Source organism: Arachidicoccus ginsenosidivorans (assembly GCF_007971385.1).
GTDB classification, from domain to species: domain Bacteria; phylum Bacteroidota; class Bacteroidia; order Chitinophagales; family Chitinophagaceae; genus Arachidicoccus; species Arachidicoccus ginsenosidivorans.
On the sequence record NZ_CP042434.1, the window covers coordinates 3,509,519 to 3,526,362 of the forward strand.

A 16,844-nucleotide genomic window follows, 5' to 3' on the forward strand; every position below is an offset into this window, starting at 1 on the left:
TTCCTGAATATATAATAATTTTGAACTTTAATCTGAGTTTTAAAGTTACAAAGGAATTTACTCAACGGGCTATTCATTTACATTTAATTATATAGTAAAATGTTAATATATAGATAAATAGTCCAATAGGGTGTCTTTATCATGTTTATAGAGCCAAGTTTAACAGGAGAGAGAAGAGGGTGGATAGAAGTTATCTGCGGATCTATGTTCAGCGGCAAGACCGAAGAGCTGATCCGCCGGTTGAAGCGTGTTCAAATCGCTCATTTAAAGGCAGAAGTCTTTAAGCCTGCGATCGACACCCGGTATAGTGAGACAGATGTTGTGAGCCATGATGAAAACACCATACAAAGTACGCCCGTTGACAGTGCCCAGCATATTTTGTTGCTGGCACAGGATGCGGATGTGATTGGTCTTGATGAAGCGCAGTTTTTTGATCCGGAAATCGTCCATGTCTGCGAATTATTGGCGGCCAAAGGCGTTCGCGTTATCGTGGCTGGCCTGGATATGGATTTTAAAGGGAAGCCTTTTGGTCCCATGCCCCAGTTACTAGCCATTGCAGATTATATTACAAAACTGCATGCCATTTGTGTGAAATGTGGTAATATCGCCAGCATCTCTTATAGAACGGCTGGCGGCAGTGCGCAGGTTTTACTGGGAGAAAAACAGCAATATGAACCTCGTTGCCGCAAATGCTATCTGGAAGGAGTGCAAGCACAAAATAATTTAAACACAACGGATAAAAAATAAAGCAGCTTTGAATCGTTATGTAATTTCATTAATCAAAAAAGACTTGCTGCTGGAACTTCGCCAGCAGTATACCTTATATGGCATCTTTTTATATGTAGCTTCGACCATATTTGTGATCTACATTACCATGGGACAACCAGAAGAGCAGGTATGGAATGCGATGTTCTGGGTCGTCCAGCTTTTTGTGGCCGTCAATGCAGTCGCTAAAAGTTTTCTCCAGGAATCTAAAGGTAGGATGTTGTATTTTTATTCCATTGCCGGCGCCCGGGATTTTGTGCTCTCTAAAATAGTTTTTAACGGGCTCTTGATGATGGTCATGACTTTGCTAAGTGTGGGTCTATTTGCTGTGTTGCTCGGCAATCCCGTCTATAATATGGCTCAGTTTATCGGACTTGCGATGTTAGGGGGGCTGGGGCTGAGTTTTACCTTTACTTTTTTAGCGGCTATCGCCGCCAAGGCACAGCAGCAGGCAGCACTGATGGCTGTAATGGGATTCCCTATCATCGTGCCACAACTATTGCTACTGGGTAAGGTCTCCAAAATTGCCTTTTCTCCAGCTTTATTTACGGGACTGCTGCCTTTTGTAGGGTTATTACTGGCTTTTGATGTATTGATTATCGTTTTGGCATTGATCTTATTCCCGTTTCTATGGAAGGACTAGCCAGCAACCTCGAGGATACATTTAGGCAATTTTGAAGGTTTTTAACATGCCTACTTGTCAAAAAAGCAAGATTTGGCGAGCACCAATCCTATCTTTTCTAGATTCATTCGCTGATAACAATTAAGGTTGTTCAAAAAACTTGGGGCCCTATATGACCCTGCCCCTACATTTGCCACATGAAAAATAAGACACACTTTCATTTTTTTGTAAAACAAGTTAAAAATTACCGCAAAGGTGACGATTGACCACCAGCGGTGAATGCGCTATTCAGAACAATTATTTAAAGTAAGGTAAGGAAATTGTTATTCATAAAATCTTAATATTGGATTTTCTGGACAAAACGCTGGACAAAACCATATACAGGTCATATTGATTATGGTGAATTCCCTAATTACTGAAGTGAATAAATGTTTGAATGATTGCAGCATAAATAGAAACTAAATTTCAATGAAGGCAATATTCTGATCCTACGAATCCGTATGGTAATGGCTTCCCTGTGCTAAAATCAAAAAGTAAAAAAATAAAAAGTTACAAAATGAGAAAAATTATTGAATTGGCAGTAAACTCGAGACGACTCAGAAGGGCAATAAAAACTAAATACATGAATTTGTTGACGGATTTCGGCCTCAAATCGATCTTTAAAGTTGAGGAACTGGCCGTCGCTTTTTTGAATGATGTATTGAATGGACAATTGAATATTAAAAAGGTGACCTATCTGGATAAAGAGGCCAACGGTAAATCTAAATACCACAGAACAGCAATTTTTGATTTACTTTGTCAGGACGACCAAAATAGAGAGTTTATTATAGAGATTCAACGAATAAAACAGGAGTTTTTTATTGACAGATCTATTTTTTATACCAGTGCCAGAATCCAGGAAAACGCCCCTAAAGGGAAGCAAGCCATGACTGAGTGGGATTTTGAGCAAAAAACGATTATTTTTATTGGCCTATTAGATTTTGAACTCCCACATAGCAAGCCTGGAAAATTTAAAACGATTGGTCAGATATGTGACATAGAAGATAAAACTGTATTATTCAATAAATTAACGTATATTTATCTCGAGTTGCCCAAATTTGAAAAGGCATCGCTAACAAGTTCCTTGGACGAATTGACAAATTAAGGTAAGTGGTTATATACTTTCAAAAATTTGCATAATTTTGAGCAATTGCCAGAATTTTTAAATGAAGGGCAATTTCATAAAATTTTAGAAATTGCAGAAGTAGCAAATATGACAGCAGCACAACGTCAAGAATATGAGCGTAGTCTCAAACAACTGAGAAACGATTATGCCAATAGAACGACCGCGTTCAAGGAAGGGGAAGAAAAAAAGCAGGTGGAAATGGTCAAAATTTTACTTTTAAAAGGACTATTATCCCCGACCGAAATTGCTGAAAATTTCAATTTGGAGGAGTCTTATATACTTTCAATAAAGGAAAGCATAGCTGAAGAAAAGAGATAATATAGGACAGTAGGGGATTATTATTTTAAGTCATTGTCTCTTTTCTTGGGTTGAAACCACCGCCTTCAGGCGGAGGCTTAAGCTCAAGAATTGGCTTGTAAAGTAATTGTAGTTTTTTATGCTAAATATTTGTGTATACTAAAATAATTATCTATCTTTGTCAAAGATATGGTAGTTGTAGCACAAATAAAGTTAGTTCCGGATCGGGAGCAATTTGATCTGTTAATGGAAACATTAACGGCAATGAACCTTGCCTGCAACCAAATTTCAGCGGTGGTTTTTGATAACCAGTGTTTTAATAGAACAAGGTTGCATAAGCTAACTTACTACGCTATACGGGAGGATTTTGGACTTAAATCCCAAATGACTATCCGGGCTATTGGTAAGGTTGCAGATGCATACAAGGTTAAAGCCCAAAAGGCTACAGGTCCAATCGATACCCAAAGAACTTTCAGATTAAAAGGGGCTGTAGCATTTGACTGTCGTATGGTCAGCTTTGACCTCAGCAGTGATAGCCTAAGCATACTTACGCTCGAAGGAAGGCAAGTAATGAAATTCGAGGTTGGAGATAATGCCCGTAATTTGTTGGCATTTCAAAAGGGAGAATCAGATTTGTTTTTTCGCAACGGTCACTTTTTTTTAAATGTCAGTTGTGATATCCCAGAACCGGAATTAATAGATCATGAAAATGTGATCGGCGTTGATTTGGGTTATGCCGAATTATTTGTTATTCTGAATTACATAATTACACTACTGATAAACAATTCTTTAGCATTTCATTTTTCGGAATAACTTTTTTTATTAATGGCACATATTTGATGAAATGGATTATGGACTGGAGAGCCGCTACAATAAGGAAATAACTTGGCAATAGCCTCTGGGAGCTAGTAAAACAGGATGTTCTTATTGATATTCCAAAGTAAAAATAAGAAAATGACAAAGGTTGATTAAGAAGCTATAAAAGAAAAAAACAGGAAAAGTTATTCATAAATATTCCTTGAATACTGATTGAAATACAATTTATTATGAAAGTAATTCGGAATAACAAATAATTCGGCATAACCAAAATTATTCCGAATTTAGAATAATTTGGGGATCAATCAGCTCGCGACCTTATCTACTGGCGAGTCTTTTGATGGCCAGCAGACTGAAAAGGTACATAAAAAAACCAAGCCAAAAGAACTGGTCTTCAAAAGAAGAAGACCCGTTCAGCAAAAAGAAAATTGAAAAAAAACTCTGGAAAAGAGAAAAGGTTTAAAAGAAATGAAAACCACATTATAAGTAAAAGAATAGTGGACGAGGCCAAACGCACCGGATCTCCAATAGCGTTAGAAGATCTAACAGGTATTCGCAGACGGCAAAGGGTTCGCAAGAGCAGGCGTTCCAGGTTTTCTGGTTGGGCATTTCATCAATTACGCCAATTTATCATCTATAAGGCTAAGCTGGCCGGAGTACCTGTATTTTTGGTACCACCAGCCTATACTTCCCAAAGATGTCATAAATGTGGACATATTGAAAAGGCAAACCGGAAAACTCAAAGCGAATTTGTGTGCTGCAGCTGTGGTCACGGTGACCATGCGGACAAGAATGCAGCATTAAACATCGCCGAATTAGGCTGCAGTCAATCAGCCCATGGTCGCATTGTCGGATTTATCCGACAGTGGCAAGCCCTCGCCTTCTAGGCGAGGGTATGTTGACTCGATTTAGTAACATTTAAAAGGAAGAGAGGCTTGGAATAAAGCTATATGATTACCTATGCTTGCCAGTTCAGGTACATAAAAAATGAAGCCATTTGTATTCAAGAACCATAAGGTGAAGTATTGATTAGAGATCTACAAAAAATTGCAAATAAGACTTTAAAATCCCAGAAGCAACATATATGATAGCAGCACAACGTCAAAAAAATGAGCGCAGACTCAAGCAATTGAGAGATGGTTATGCCATTAGAATGACTGCGTTCAAAGAAGGGCAAGAGGACATGATCAAAATTTTACTCTTAAAGGGTGTATTATCTCCAACTAAAATCGCTGAAGTTTTCAATCTTGAGCAGTCCTATGTAATTTCAATAAAGGAGCGCTTAGCCAAAGCAAAGAAATAGTATAGGACAGCAGTGGAATTATTATTTAAGTTATATGATTTTTAGGTTAAATTCAAAGATCAGTCGCATGGTATTATTGTAGATGTGGTCCAGTGTCTGATTATTTTATGGGTAATAATGTACTGAATTGTTCTAATGTGATTGCCTGTATCTGGATCTGGCTGGAAAAACGGCCCATGCGACCATCATACTATCAAAAAAATAAGCACATTAATAATTACCTGCTGAATTGCAGGACAAAGCAGCTTGATATGGAAATAATTGAGTAATTTCGCTCTAAACAAATAAGGGAAGAAAATGCTGAAAGGATTACTGGATCTGCACAACCTACTGCGTTGGCTGATCTTAATTTTACTGGTGGTTAATATCATCAAGAATTTTGCGGATACAAATAAGCCATTTGCCAATATCCATAAGAAATTAGGACTTTGGTTGATGATTTGTGCACACCTGACTTTAGTCGTGGGACTAGTCATGCTGGCCATGGATCTGAGTTCGCTGGCGGACAGATCTATGATTATGAGTAATGACGCATTAAGGTTCAAATTTGTGGAGCATCCAATAGCCATGATCATTGCGATTGTATTAATTACGATTGGTAAAGGGGTGGCCAAAAAAAATGTTTCGGATCTTAAAAAACACCGCAAATCAGCCGTGTTGTACCTGATTGCACTGGTGATCATTTTGGCCATGATTCCTTGGGCCACGTCTTCTTTGATGCCAGGTATGTAACAATGCGGATGAGTTTGATCGTTTACAGATTAATTTGTAAATGCTGACAGAATTACCAGATTCTTTACAGTTGAAAAATATATTATATTTAATTTTATGGGTTTCAAATGGCTGCTAGTCAAAAGGCAGACATTTGAAACCCAATTGATTTTAAAGAACCAACTGCCAATACTATCTACACTATGGGACAGTAATGACTTTGAATAAATAAAGCGTAAAAGACTAAGACAATGCCAGAAAAAGCGTTAAATGATATCAGAATCGTATTTATGGGTACCCCGGAATTTGCCGTTCCTACTTTAAAAAAGCTGGTAACGGAAGGTTTAAATGTCGTTGGTGTCGTTACCGGACCTGATAAACCAGCAGGTAGAGGCATGCAATTGCAAAAGAGTGCTGTAAAGCAATATGCAGAATCTGTCAACTTGCCGGTATTACAACCTGAAAAACTTAGGGATCCTGAGTTTTTAGAGGCTTTACGGGCTTTAAATGCTGATTTACAAATTGTTGTGGCTTTTAGGATGCTCCCGGAAATCGTCTGGAATATGCCTGAATTGGGGACCATTAATCTGCATTCTTCCTTACTGCCCCAATATAGGGGCGCGGCACCGATTAATTGGGCGGTGATTGGTGGAGAAGCTGTTTCGGGGTTAACTACCTTTAAATTGCAGCATGCTATTGATACAGGTAATATTTTGTTACAGCTGGAAATGCCCATTGGACCAAGTGAAGATGCCGGATCGCTACATGACCGGATGATGGAAGCAGGGGCGGGTTTGGTACTCAAAACAGTTCAAGGTCTGGTAGCAGGAACTTTGCAGGAGCGGCCACAACCTCAGGCTGAGGTCTTAAAACCAGCACCTAAGATCTTTAAAGAGACCTGTAGGATAGATTTTACGAGGCCGGTTAAGGAGGTCTTTAATCTGATCAGAGGACTATCACCTTTTCCTGCGGCATTTACGGAGCTGGATGGTAAGGTCCTTAAAATCTACCAGGCACACATAGAACCGGCCTCTGTGGGCAATAACCAAACGCCATTAGCGCCAGGAAAACTGCTAACCGATGGCAAGCATTATATTAAATTCAGTTGCCCGGATGGCTATATTGTTTTGGATGCATTGCAACTGGCAGGTAAAAAGAAAATGACTACGGAAGCCTTTTTAAGAGGGTATCATTTTGAAAAATAGCGCTTTGAGGAAATTATTATAGGTGCATGAACTCAGAAAATCCCATAAAACCGCTTGTATAAATTTTAAGAACCTTTTACCGGTTAGCGGAGTGTTCCACATGGAAAACCCTTACATTTGCGAGAACTAACGTTAAAATTCAAGAAAGTATGGGTTGGCTATACGTGATTTTATATTTGGTCGGATGGCCAATTGGCGTGTATGGAATGTTTAAAAAGGCCGGGGTAGCTCCCTGGAAGGCCTTTATTCCCTTTTATAATACCTGGATTATCTGTGAGCTATGTGGGATCAGCAAAGTCTGGTTCTGGTTACAGCTTTTACCTTTTGCAGGACAGTTTATCACGATCTGGATTACCATCATTTTTGTGATGCAGTTTGGGCGCTTTAGTTTGATTGATCATGCACTAACGGCGGTCGTTCCTTTTATTTTCCTGCCTTATGTGGGGTTCTCTGACAAAGTCCGTTATATCGGTGCTGAAGGGGTCAAACGCTATAAAAAGACCGTGGTCAGAGAATGGATCGATGCCTTGGTATTTGCTACAGTGGCCGCCACCATTATCCGTACTTTTATTTTTGAGGCTTATGTCATCCCGACTGGCAGTATGGAAAAGACCTTGCTAATCAATGATTTCCTCTTTGTCAATAAGATGAGCTATGGTGCTCGTATACCTGAGACGCCTATTAGTTTTCCTTTTGTGCATAATTTTATGCCTTTCTCTACCACCACGCCTTCTTACACAAAAGCGGTTCATTGGCCTTATATGCGCTTACCTGCTTTAACGACGGTGAAAAGAAATGATGTCGTCGTGTTTAATTTCCCGGCTGGAGATACGATTATTAATGAACCCAATTACGGTTCTGCCTTACCTTATTATCAGGTATTAAGAGATGTTTACCATGGAGATAGGGCAAGGCTTATGGCTGATCATCAGATTCTGGTTCATCCTATTGATAAGACAGATAACTATATCAAAAGATGTACGGCGGTAGCGGGTGATACGCTACAGATTATCAATACGGAACTATATATTAATGGGAAGAAAGCTTTTATTCCGCCTACTTCCCAAATGGAATACCTGGTGACAACCAATGGTAATTCTTTTTCCGACGACTATCTCCAAAATGACTTACATGTTAAATTACAGCCTGTCAATGAAGGGGATCAGCCCGAAATGATTCAAAAAGGGCCTAACCTTTATCAATTCGATGTACGTGCTGCAGATATCGAGAAGATAAAGAAGCTACCCAATGTGGTGAATGTACGCTATGATGTACAAACCAACAGAGAATTATTCCCTTATTATGATAATAGCGACAGCAGTTGGACGCCCGATAATTTTGGCCCTTTATGGGTACCCAAAAAAGGCGCAACCGTTACTTTAACCGCTAAAAATATTGCCATTTATCGTAGGATAATCCATACCTATGAACATCATAGTCTGGAAGAGCATGGAGATACCTTTATTATTGACGGTAAAAAGACCAATCAATATACCTTTGGGTATAATTATTACTGGATGATGGGGGATAACCGCCATCGCAGCCAGGATAGCCGGTATTGGGGATTTGTTCCAGAAACTGCCATTGTAGGTAGGGCATCGCTGATTTGGTTCAGCTGGCAGCACGGACCCAGGTGGAATCGTATCTTTAGATCCATTAAATAACCCATACATAGAAAATCGTTGAGGGGTGTTGCATTAAAATTCAGGATCAGTCAATATACAATATAAAGGCATGTAGCAAAGGCGTAAAGCCAATGCGCTAAGCAAAAGTCATAGTCGGTAAATTAGCATTTACCAACTATGACTTTTGCTTTTTCTATGGGTATTCAACCAGCGAATAAATAATTGCTGCCAAATTGCTGCCAAATTGGTTTACGACACCTTGGGTGGTGGGGTAAAGAGATTGACGCTATTGCCTTCGGGATCTCGAAGCAACAGTGATCTGTTGCCCCAGGGCATGGTGGTAGGCGGTTGCAGGATATCGAGTTGCATGGTCTTTGAAAGCTGCATAAAAGTATCATCTACATCTGTAACCTTAAATTCAATAATAGCCGTTTTGTTTTGTGCGGCCCGGAGAAAGGAATTACCCCCGAAAAGACTCAAGGTGTTCGTACTACCAATGGCCAGCGTGGCGACCGGGGTATGGAGCTCGGCAAATTCAGGTGTATGCCAGATAGCGGAAATCCCTGTTATTTGTTCATAGAACTGCACCATTTGCTTAATGTCACGCGCAATAAGGCGAATAGAAAATAATTGCATTGTCGAAAAATTTAAGTTGATGACTAAATAAGATATGGCAAAATTGCATCAGCCAACTGACAACCCTATGGCAGTCAGTTTAGCCCTTTTATTTTTTCCCCAAGAAGCTGGACGAAGTGAGAAAGAAAGCGGAATACGAGGATGAAGGGAAAGTAGCGGCTGTCTTCTAAAGCCTGAAAATTGCGAACGAGTGGGTGGAAGAGGAGTTGCGTTTACCCGAATTAAATATCTGCCCTGTGCTCATACTGATCCCAACCTGGTTAGAATGGCTGCATGTTATAAGGGGTTACTCATGCATCATAGCAGAAATATCAACTTTGGTTTTGGAATTGCGTACCAGGACTAATACAAAGGGGACGCAGACTAAAAACATCATTCCTATCCAGAAAAAGACATCCATGTAGGAGCGAATTGTGGCCTGCCCGGTCAGAATCTGATCCATAAGTTTTAGCGCGGAATTTCTGGCAACGTCAGGCGTCATTCCTTTGGCCTGGAAACCGTGAGAAAGCAAAGAAAGTCGCTGTTGTGTAAACTGACTGGCAGCAGTCAGGTTACTGGCCAGGTCATTTCTGTAGGCGGCGATTTCCCGGGTGATATAGGTAGAAATAATGGCCACCCCAAAAGAGCCTCCCAGTTGTCGAAGCATCCCTGAAATCGCAGCTCCTTCGCCAATTTGTACCCCTTTTAAGGTAGATAAGGCAAGCGTGGTGACTGGTATGGAAAGTAAGCCCAGCCCGATCCCTCTGATTACCAGAATCCAGAAAAAGGCATCACTGCCTGTGTCAGGCGTCAGCACTTTATAAGCCATGACACTATAAATAAAGAAAATTACCATGCCTGTGGAAATCATAATACCAAAAGGAAATCCCTTTTCCATCAGTTTGCCCACAAAGGGCATCATAATGGCGGTAAAAACAGTACTGGGGATCATAAGCATACCCGCCTGAAAGGCGGTCCAGCCCATAATTGTTTGTGTATACAGCGGTATTATAAACGTTGAGCCATAAAGCCCGAAGCCTAAAACAAAGGATAATATACTGCCAATAGACAGTTCTTTATTACGTAGTACCCTGAGATTGACGATGGGATATTTATAAACAGTCTCCCGCCAGATAAAAAAGTAAAAAGCAAAAAAGGAGATAACGGCTGAAGTGGTGATCAGTGTACTATTGAACCAATCCTCTTCCTGTCCTTTTTCCAAAATAAATTGTAAAAAGCCAACGGAAAGAATAAGTAACATAATCCCCAGCCAGTCGACATCCCTGGATTTTCTTTTGTCTGCATATTTGGGGCTCTTGACAAATTGTAAGGTGAGAATGGTGGCGATGATGCCTATGGGGATATTGATATAAAATATAAATGGCCAGGAAAAATTATCGACAATATAACCGCCCAGTGGTGGCCCAAGCGTTGGACCCACGATAACGCCTAGCACATAAATGGTCTGGGCAGTGGCTCTTTTTTCAATTGGATAGCTTTCCGTAATAATTGTCTGTGCAGTAACCAGTAAGGCACCTCCGCCAATTCCCTGTAAAAACCTGAATATGATGAGCTCCGTGATGCCGGAGGCATTCCCACAGAGCCAGGAACAAACAGTAAAAAGGATAATTGAAGCAGAAAAATAATTGCGACGTCCAAATTGCTGACTCAGCCAGCTGGTCATGGGCATCACAATTACATTGGAAATGGCATAAGCGGTAATGACCCAGGTGATTTCTGAAAGAGAGGCGCCCATGCTGCCCTGCATATCTGGCAAGGCAATATTCACGATTGTCATGTCCACAATCTGCAATAAGGCACATACGACTGCCGTGATGGTGATAATCACCCGTTTCATGCCATATACGACCAGAGAATCTTGTGCTTCCATAATTTTAAAACTGTTGTGCTGGACAGGCCTAAATCAGTTTGTCACTCCTATTTGCTTCCCAGTTGTATGCATCGCCTGGTTTGTTCGCAAATAGGACCATTTTAAATCCCTGCTTTTATTTGAGCAGGAGCACCGCCTGGTTGGTGTTTTTGTAAATGCCCTCTGAAAGACTTTTACTAGCCAGGTAATATAGAAAACTGTGTGTCCCAGGCAGAGCGACTATTAAATCTGTCGGATGGCTCTTTACAAAGGCGAGTGCACCATGCAAGGAATCCTTATCCAGCGCATGATAGAGTTCCAAGTGGTGACCTTTAAAAATTCCTTCCAATTTTTCTTTCCACTGCTCAATAAGCGCCTCCTGCTGCTCATTAGTGTCTGTATAAATATTCAATATGGTCAGTTCACTATGGGAGCCTAACATGGCACTGTATTTTTCCAGTTTGCTTAAATGCATCATATGTTTTAAGTCGCAAGGAACAAGGATTTTCTCAATGGGTGTATAAAGATATCCTTCCGGTATAATCAGCACCTTAACAGGGGAAATCCTGGCAATTTTAATGATACTTGAGGTAATAAATCCGGGTTCACTTGAGCGGGTATGATCGCTGCCAAGTGCGATTAATTCAATGCCTGGTTGTTGGGATAGGATTTCCATAATTGCTCTTGTCAGGGGCAGGTCGCTTGTAGCCGTTCGGATGATGATTTTTGAATCTTGAGGAAGGCTTGCATGCGCTGATTTTTCAAGTCGCTTTAAGAGCTTTTTGGAGGCTTTCCTATAATTGGCACTGGCCTCCTTGCCCATAAAACTGTAGCCGATGCCGAGCGTCGATATATAATCCATAAATGACTCATAATGCACCTTGAATAGTATAATCTGTTCATAGCCATAACGCCCTGCCCAATGGACTGCATAATTTACAGCGCCTTGAGAAGCATTAGAAAAGTCAACGGGAACTAATATGGTTTTCATATATGTATTTTTTATTTTCGTAAGTGTTGATACAGTCTTAGTCACCAAAAGCGTCCAGATTCTTGGTCATTTCCCGGATCATGACCGTATTTTGTTTTAATATTTCCAGATCTATATCGCCACAGGCATCAGCATAAGATTCCAGTACCAGCGGATAAATAACCTTACGGATCTGCTTGCCCTTATCCGTTAAAAAGATCAGCTTATGACGCCGGTCTTTTTCATGTTCTATTCTTTTGACCAGCGCTCTTTTGACCAGGGCATTGATCAGATAAGTGACACTGGATTTATCTTTACTGAGTCGATCGCTGATTTCTTGTTGATTGATGCCGTCACTGCGCCAGAGCAGCCCGATGACTTCTAAAAGTTCAAAAGAAAGGTCTGGGTCCAGGGCACTGATCTTGGTCTGAATCACTTGTCGCATTTTGCTGCGCATCTCATTTTGGGCGCGCGCCAGCTCAAGGGCTAATGCAGCTTTTTGATTTTTTGCCTTTTTCATAATAGGTCTTTTTCGCCAATGGATATTGATAACCCTAAACCCGTTGACTGTATATAGTATAAAGTTACGAATATTAGTTTGAATTCAAACTAATATTACCCAAGTTTTCTTTAGCTATTTTAGCAATATTTATAGTATGCTGACCCAAAAATGAACATTGAACATAAATGTATTTATGGTGAACTGAAATTCTCCGGTTTGCATGGTGCTCATTTTACCATAGAACATTTGATTCCGGTTTCAAAAGGCGGTGTAGATGATTTGTCCAATGTAAATGTTTTATTTTCCCCCTGGTTTTATTAACTATAAATTTAGCGGATGATTGTTTTTTTAAAAAGAAAAAATACGGGCTATTTAATTGAATTTCTGTTTGTTCTTAACGAGTTGTTTGGTTTTATTTAAAAAATATTTGGCAGTTTGAATCTTAAAATATAAATTGCAGCTTAAACGTTTAAGTAAACTATTTTATCGCAACCTTCTTTGCTACTTAAACGGGGATTTGCATTGTTTATCTGGATACAATTTACAACTCAGTCACTCTAAATGCGCTAATTATGATTAAATTGAGATTTGCTGTATTTTTTGTTTTAACGCTTTTGATGGGATCTTCCCTGAAGGCGCAAAATGCCTATAACGGTATCAATGGAACCATTAGTAACCTCTACCAACTTTCAGATGCCAAATCCAGGTCTATAAGCCCGGAAAACTTTACCGGTGAAAAAGGTAAAGGAGGGATGGCTACTGAAGGAACAGGTAAAAATGCGGCGCGTGATCTGGGTAAAGGTTGGAAAATAAGCCCAAGTGTCGTTATTAAACCTCATACCACTTTTACCATTGCGGATATTGATGGGTCAGGGTCTATACAGCATATCTGGATGACTCCAACGGGTAACTGGCGCAATTCTATTCTTCGCTTTTATTGGGATGGTGAAGATACCCCTTCAGTAGAAGCACCCGTGGGCGATTTTTTCTGTATGGGCTGGGGTAAATATTCTCCTCTAGTATCCATGGCGGTTTGCGTTAATCCTGGCAGTGCGTTTAATTGTTACTGGCCTATGCCTTTTAGAAAACATTGTCGTATAACCATGGAAAATATTGATGAACATCCAATGACCCTTTATTATCAGGTAGACTATATAGAAACCAAAGTGCCGGATGATGCCGCCTATTTTCATGCGCAGTTCCGCAGGGTGAACCCACAACCGTATAAAAAAGAATATGTTTTGCTGGATAATGTAAAAGGGAGAGGTCAGTATGTAGGTACTTATATGGCCATCGGTGTACATAATAATGGCTGGTGGGGTGAAGGAGAAATTAAGTTTTATATGGATGGGGATACGCAGTATCCCACCATCTGCGGAACTGGTACAGAAGATTATTTTTGTGGTTCTTATGATTTTGATACGCACAAGAAAAATGATGCCGGTGTGGAAAAGGTAGACTATACGGAATACTGTACGCCTTATGCGGGCCTGTGTCAGGTGTTAAGAGGTGATGGGCATTATGAGGTATCACAGCGATTTGGGATGTACAGATGGCATATAACGGATCCGATCCGCTTTGAGAAGGATCTGAAAGTTACCATTCAGGATCTGGGTTGGCGCAGTGAAGGGCGGTATCTGCCTTTGCAGGATGATATTGCGACCACCGTATTCTGGTATCAGACCCAGCCGCATCAGCCATTTCCAAAATTTCCGGATAAGGATGCGCTGGAAGTCAATTAAAATAAACAAATAATCCTTACATTTGGCTGATAAAGCATTGATTTACATTCATGAATAGAAAGACTTCCCTTAAAGATATAGCCGAGCACCTGGGTGTTTCCACTGCGCTGGTTTCCTATGTGATCAATCATAAGGAAAAACAGTTTCGGGTGGGCCCGGAAATGGTGAAAAAAATCCGGAAGGCCGCTATAGAGATGAACTATCAGCCAAATTTAGTGGCTAAAAGTTTAAAAAGCGGCCAGACAAAAACAATAGGACTTATTGTAGCAGATATCTCTAATCCGTTTTTCTCCATGATTGCCCGCTTGATCGAGGATGAGGCCAGAAAGCAAGGATATGTTGTCTTTTTTGGCAGCAGTGACGAAAATGCCCAGAAATCACAAAGTCTGAGTAGTGTATTTCTAAATCGGCAAGTAGATGGATTTATCATTGCGCCTGCAGAGCATACGGAGGATCAGATACTGGCCTTGCAAAATACGGGGAAACCTGTGGTACTTATTGATCGTTATTTTCCTGGGCTGCCAGCGGATATTGTTCGGATCAATAATGCTGAGATCGCCCAGGAAGCGGTGAGCCATTTAATTAGTAAGGGTAGAAAAAATATAGCAGTATTGACCTATAAGACTACCCTGGCACATATTACGGATCGCACCAAGGGGTACCAACAGGCACTAAAGAAACATGGATTAAAGGCCAATAAGGCGCTGATCTGTGAAGCGTCTTATCAGGACATTGAAACAGATGTAGAAAGGCAACTGTTGAAACTTTTTAACGGCAAGCATAAGGTGGATGCTATATTTTTTGTTACCAACAGCCTGGCAGTACTGGGGCTTAAAATTATTAATAGACTGGGCATTAAAGTACCGGATGAACTAGCCATTGTTTCTTTTGACCAAAGTGATGCCTTTGATTTTTTCTATGCACCATTAAGCTATGTTTCACAGTGCCTGCATCAATTAGGAGCGGAAGCGGTAAGTCTCTTGGTTAAAAAGTTGCAACAGCTCCCGTATGAAAGAATATTTGAATCGGTGATCGTTGAAGCCAAATTGGTTATTAGAGATAGTTAATCTTATTTGTGGCTTAAAAAGCTTAAAGGTTTAAGCAAATATCAATTGCCATAAATTGAATATAAAATGGAATTATGTAATAAATTTTCGAAGTTTTCTATTTTTTTATTTTTAAACAAACAAAGAAATGTATTCCATAAAAAAAAATTGCCGACAGGCATTGTCAATTTCTCTTTTCACATTAACCATCTTATGTATGTCGTGTAAAAATAACAATGGCCATGCGTCTAGTAGTGACAATAATAGTAGCGATACAGTTCACACAGATAGTCTTTCAAATAACTTTGGCAAAGACCTCCGTTTTTTGAAGGACAAAGACAGTGGATTACTAGTGCTGACTTTACCAGGCAATCCAGCAGCACAGGTGATTGTTTCGCCAAAATATCAGGCGAAGGTTTTTACTTCTACAGCTGAAGGGTTATCTGGCCGTAGTTTTGGCTGGGTCAATTATAAAGCTTTCTCTGGGGCTGTGGATCCTCATATGAATGCCTATGGTGGAGAAAACAGGTTTTGGTTAGGTCCGGAAGGGGGAAAGTTTTCCTTATTTTTTGCACCTGGCACTAAAATGGATTTTGATCATTGGAAAACCCCTGCAGACTATGATACGGCGCCCTGGCACTTAGAAAAGGCAGATGCAAGTTCTGCAATGCTGACAAAACAAATGAATCTGCTAAATTACAGCGGGACAAAACTTTCTTTATCCATTGACAGAACCATTCGTGTTTTGTCTGCAGCGGAAATGCAACAACAAACAGGACTCGATTTTAAAAGGAATCTGACTGATGTTAAAGCAGTGGGCTATATAACAGAAAATAAATTAACCAATACCGGTAACCAGGCCTGGGATAAAAACACAGGTATGCCTTGCATCTGGATTTTAGATATGTTTACGCCATCGGAAAAAACGGTGATCGTTGTTCCATTTAAATCAACACCAGAGCAGCAGTTTAAGGAGGTCGCTACGACAGATTATTTTGGCCAGATTGCTCCTGACAGGTTAAAACACAATGATCATGTGCTTTACCTGAAAGCAGATGGCAAAAGCAGGGGTAAATTGGGTGTAAGCCCTGTTAAGGCCAAGGATTGGATCGGAAGTTACGCCGCAGATACAAAGGTTCTTACCTTACTTCATTTTGATCTGGATCCAGCGGCTAAATACCTGAATCAGGAGTGGAATACCAATAAACCTCCTTTTATCGGGGATGCGGTCAATGCATATAATGACGGCCCCTTGGAAGATGGAAGCCAGATGGGACCTTTTTATGAAATGGAAAGCGTTTCTGCGGCGGCCTTCCTGGCGCCAGGCGCTTCGCTGATGCATAGGCAATCTGTTTACCATTTTACTGGATCTGTAAATGAATTAAATATAATCGCAGAAAAAATGCTGGGGGTTTCCCTGTCAGAGATTGAAGGTGCCTTTCAGTAAGGCACTCTTTGGTTACATACATAACATCGGATAAGTGTTGGCAGTTGGGACGCCATTAAACAACTTATTCATTCACAAATCGATCATTTAAAAAGTTGATTTGCAAGGTTCAAAAAAATGACTTTTGGAACCTAACGGATAAG

The 16,844-nt window shown here is 40.3% G+C and carries 17 protein-coding genes and 1 pseudogene; 14 read left to right on the top strand and 4 right to left on the bottom strand.

The genetic code is table 11. From position 1 onward, the window contains the following. Positions 1-141 precede the first annotated feature (141 nt). From FSB73_RS14115 to lepB, 10 genes and pseudogenes are all read left to right on the top strand, one after another. Positions 142-747 carry a thymidine kinase gene (locus tag FSB73_RS14115; protein ID WP_146783452.1) on the top strand — a complete coding sequence of 202 codons (606 nt, stop codon included), beginning with the start codon at positions 142-144 and terminating at the stop codon, positions 745-747. 7 nt (positions 748-754) lie between these two features. After that, positions 755-1,408, top strand: a complete 654-nt coding sequence (locus tag FSB73_RS14120; RefSeq protein WP_146783455.1) for a heme exporter protein CcmB — start codon at positions 755-757, stop codon at positions 1,406-1,408. Between the two features lie 601 nt (positions 1,409-2,009). Then, positions 2,010-2,870: pseudogene (locus FSB73_RS25095) on the top strand (Rpn family recombination-promoting nuclease/putative transposase). A gap of 225 nt (positions 2,871-3,095) precedes the next feature. Next, positions 3,096-3,662 carry a hypothetical protein gene (locus FSB73_RS14135; protein ID WP_146783465.1) on the top strand — a complete coding sequence of 189 codons (567 nt, stop codon included), beginning with the start codon at positions 3,096-3,098 and terminating at the stop codon, positions 3,660-3,662. A 297-nt stretch (positions 3,663-3,959) separates the two neighbouring features. Then, a complete protein-coding gene (locus FSB73_RS23325) occupies positions 3,960-4,097 on the top strand; it encodes a hypothetical protein (protein ID WP_158639557.1) in 138 nt (45 codons plus the stop codon). Continuing rightward, complete coding sequence (locus FSB73_RS14140; protein WP_146783468.1) at positions 4,094-4,552, top strand: RNA-guided endonuclease TnpB family protein; 459 nt, start codon at positions 4,094-4,096, stop codon at positions 4,550-4,552. The genes FSB73_RS23325 and FSB73_RS14140 overlap by 4 nt, the downstream gene beginning before the upstream one ends. A gap of 197 nt (positions 4,553-4,749) precedes the next feature. Then, on the top strand, positions 4,750-4,968 hold the full coding sequence (locus FSB73_RS14145) for a hypothetical protein (protein WP_146783471.1): 219 nt from the start codon (positions 4,750-4,752) through the stop codon (positions 4,966-4,968). A 297-nt stretch (positions 4,969-5,265) separates the two neighbouring features. Continuing rightward, a complete protein-coding gene (locus FSB73_RS14150) occupies positions 5,266-5,700 on the top strand; it encodes a hypothetical protein (protein WP_146783474.1) in 435 nt (144 codons plus the stop codon). 230 nt (positions 5,701-5,930) lie between these two features. Then, positions 5,931-6,884: a methionyl-tRNA formyltransferase gene (gene fmt, locus FSB73_RS14155; protein ID WP_146783477.1), complete on the top strand. Its 954-nt coding sequence runs from the start codon at positions 5,931-5,933 to the stop codon at positions 6,882-6,884. Between the two features lie 149 nt (positions 6,885-7,033). Continuing rightward, complete coding sequence (lepB, locus tag FSB73_RS14160) at positions 7,034-8,548, top strand: signal peptidase I (RefSeq protein ID WP_146783480.1); 1,515 nt, start codon at positions 7,034-7,036, stop codon at positions 8,546-8,548. 210 nt (positions 8,549-8,758) lie between these two features. Here the strand turns inward: lepB and FSB73_RS14165 are convergent, their stop codons facing one another. The 4 genes from FSB73_RS14165 to FSB73_RS14180 all read right to left on the bottom strand — a co-directional run bounded on the left by FSB73_RS14165 (position 8,759) and on the right by FSB73_RS14180 (position 12,484). Next, the gene (locus tag FSB73_RS14165) at positions 8,759-9,145 is read right to left on the bottom strand and encodes a VOC family protein (RefSeq protein ID WP_146783483.1); all 387 of its coding nucleotides are present in this window, start codon (positions 9,143-9,145) and stop codon (positions 8,759-8,761) included. A 286-nt stretch (positions 9,146-9,431) separates the two neighbouring features. Then, a complete protein-coding gene (locus FSB73_RS14170; RefSeq protein WP_146783486.1) occupies positions 9,432-11,015 on the bottom strand; it encodes a DHA2 family efflux MFS transporter permease subunit in 1,584 nt (527 codons plus the stop codon). 115 nt (positions 11,016-11,130) lie between these two features. Next, positions 11,131-11,985, bottom strand: coding sequence for a universal stress protein (locus FSB73_RS14175; RefSeq protein ID WP_146783489.1), 855 nt, complete (start codon positions 11,983-11,985; stop codon positions 11,131-11,133). A 37-nt stretch (positions 11,986-12,022) separates the two neighbouring features. Further along, entirely contained in the window at positions 12,023-12,484 is a 462-nt protein-coding gene (locus tag FSB73_RS14180) for a MarR family transcriptional regulator (protein WP_146783492.1), read from the bottom strand. Between the two features lie 150 nt (positions 12,485-12,634). Between FSB73_RS14180 and FSB73_RS14185 the strand changes: the two genes are divergently transcribed. The 4 genes from FSB73_RS14185 (at position 12,635) to FSB73_RS14200 (ending at position 16,701) form a co-directional block, all read left to right on the top strand. After that, the gene (locus tag FSB73_RS14185; RefSeq protein ID WP_146783495.1) at positions 12,635-12,787 is read left to right on the top strand and encodes an HNH endonuclease; all 153 of its coding nucleotides are present in this window, start codon (positions 12,635-12,637) and stop codon (positions 12,785-12,787) included. Between the two features lie 251 nt (positions 12,788-13,038). Next, complete coding sequence (locus tag FSB73_RS14190; protein ID WP_146783498.1) at positions 13,039-14,208, top strand: glycoside hydrolase family 172 protein; 1,170 nt, start codon at positions 13,039-13,041, stop codon at positions 14,206-14,208. 50 nt (positions 14,209-14,258) lie between these two features. After that, positions 14,259-15,275, top strand: a complete 1,017-nt coding sequence (locus tag FSB73_RS14195) for a LacI family DNA-binding transcriptional regulator (RefSeq protein WP_146783501.1) — start codon at positions 14,259-14,261, stop codon at positions 15,273-15,275. A 196-nt stretch (positions 15,276-15,471) separates the two neighbouring features. Next, positions 15,472-16,701, top strand: coding sequence for a DUF6786 family protein (locus FSB73_RS14200; protein WP_146783504.1), 1,230 nt, complete (start codon positions 15,472-15,474; stop codon positions 16,699-16,701). Positions 16,702-16,844 lie beyond the last annotated feature (143 nt).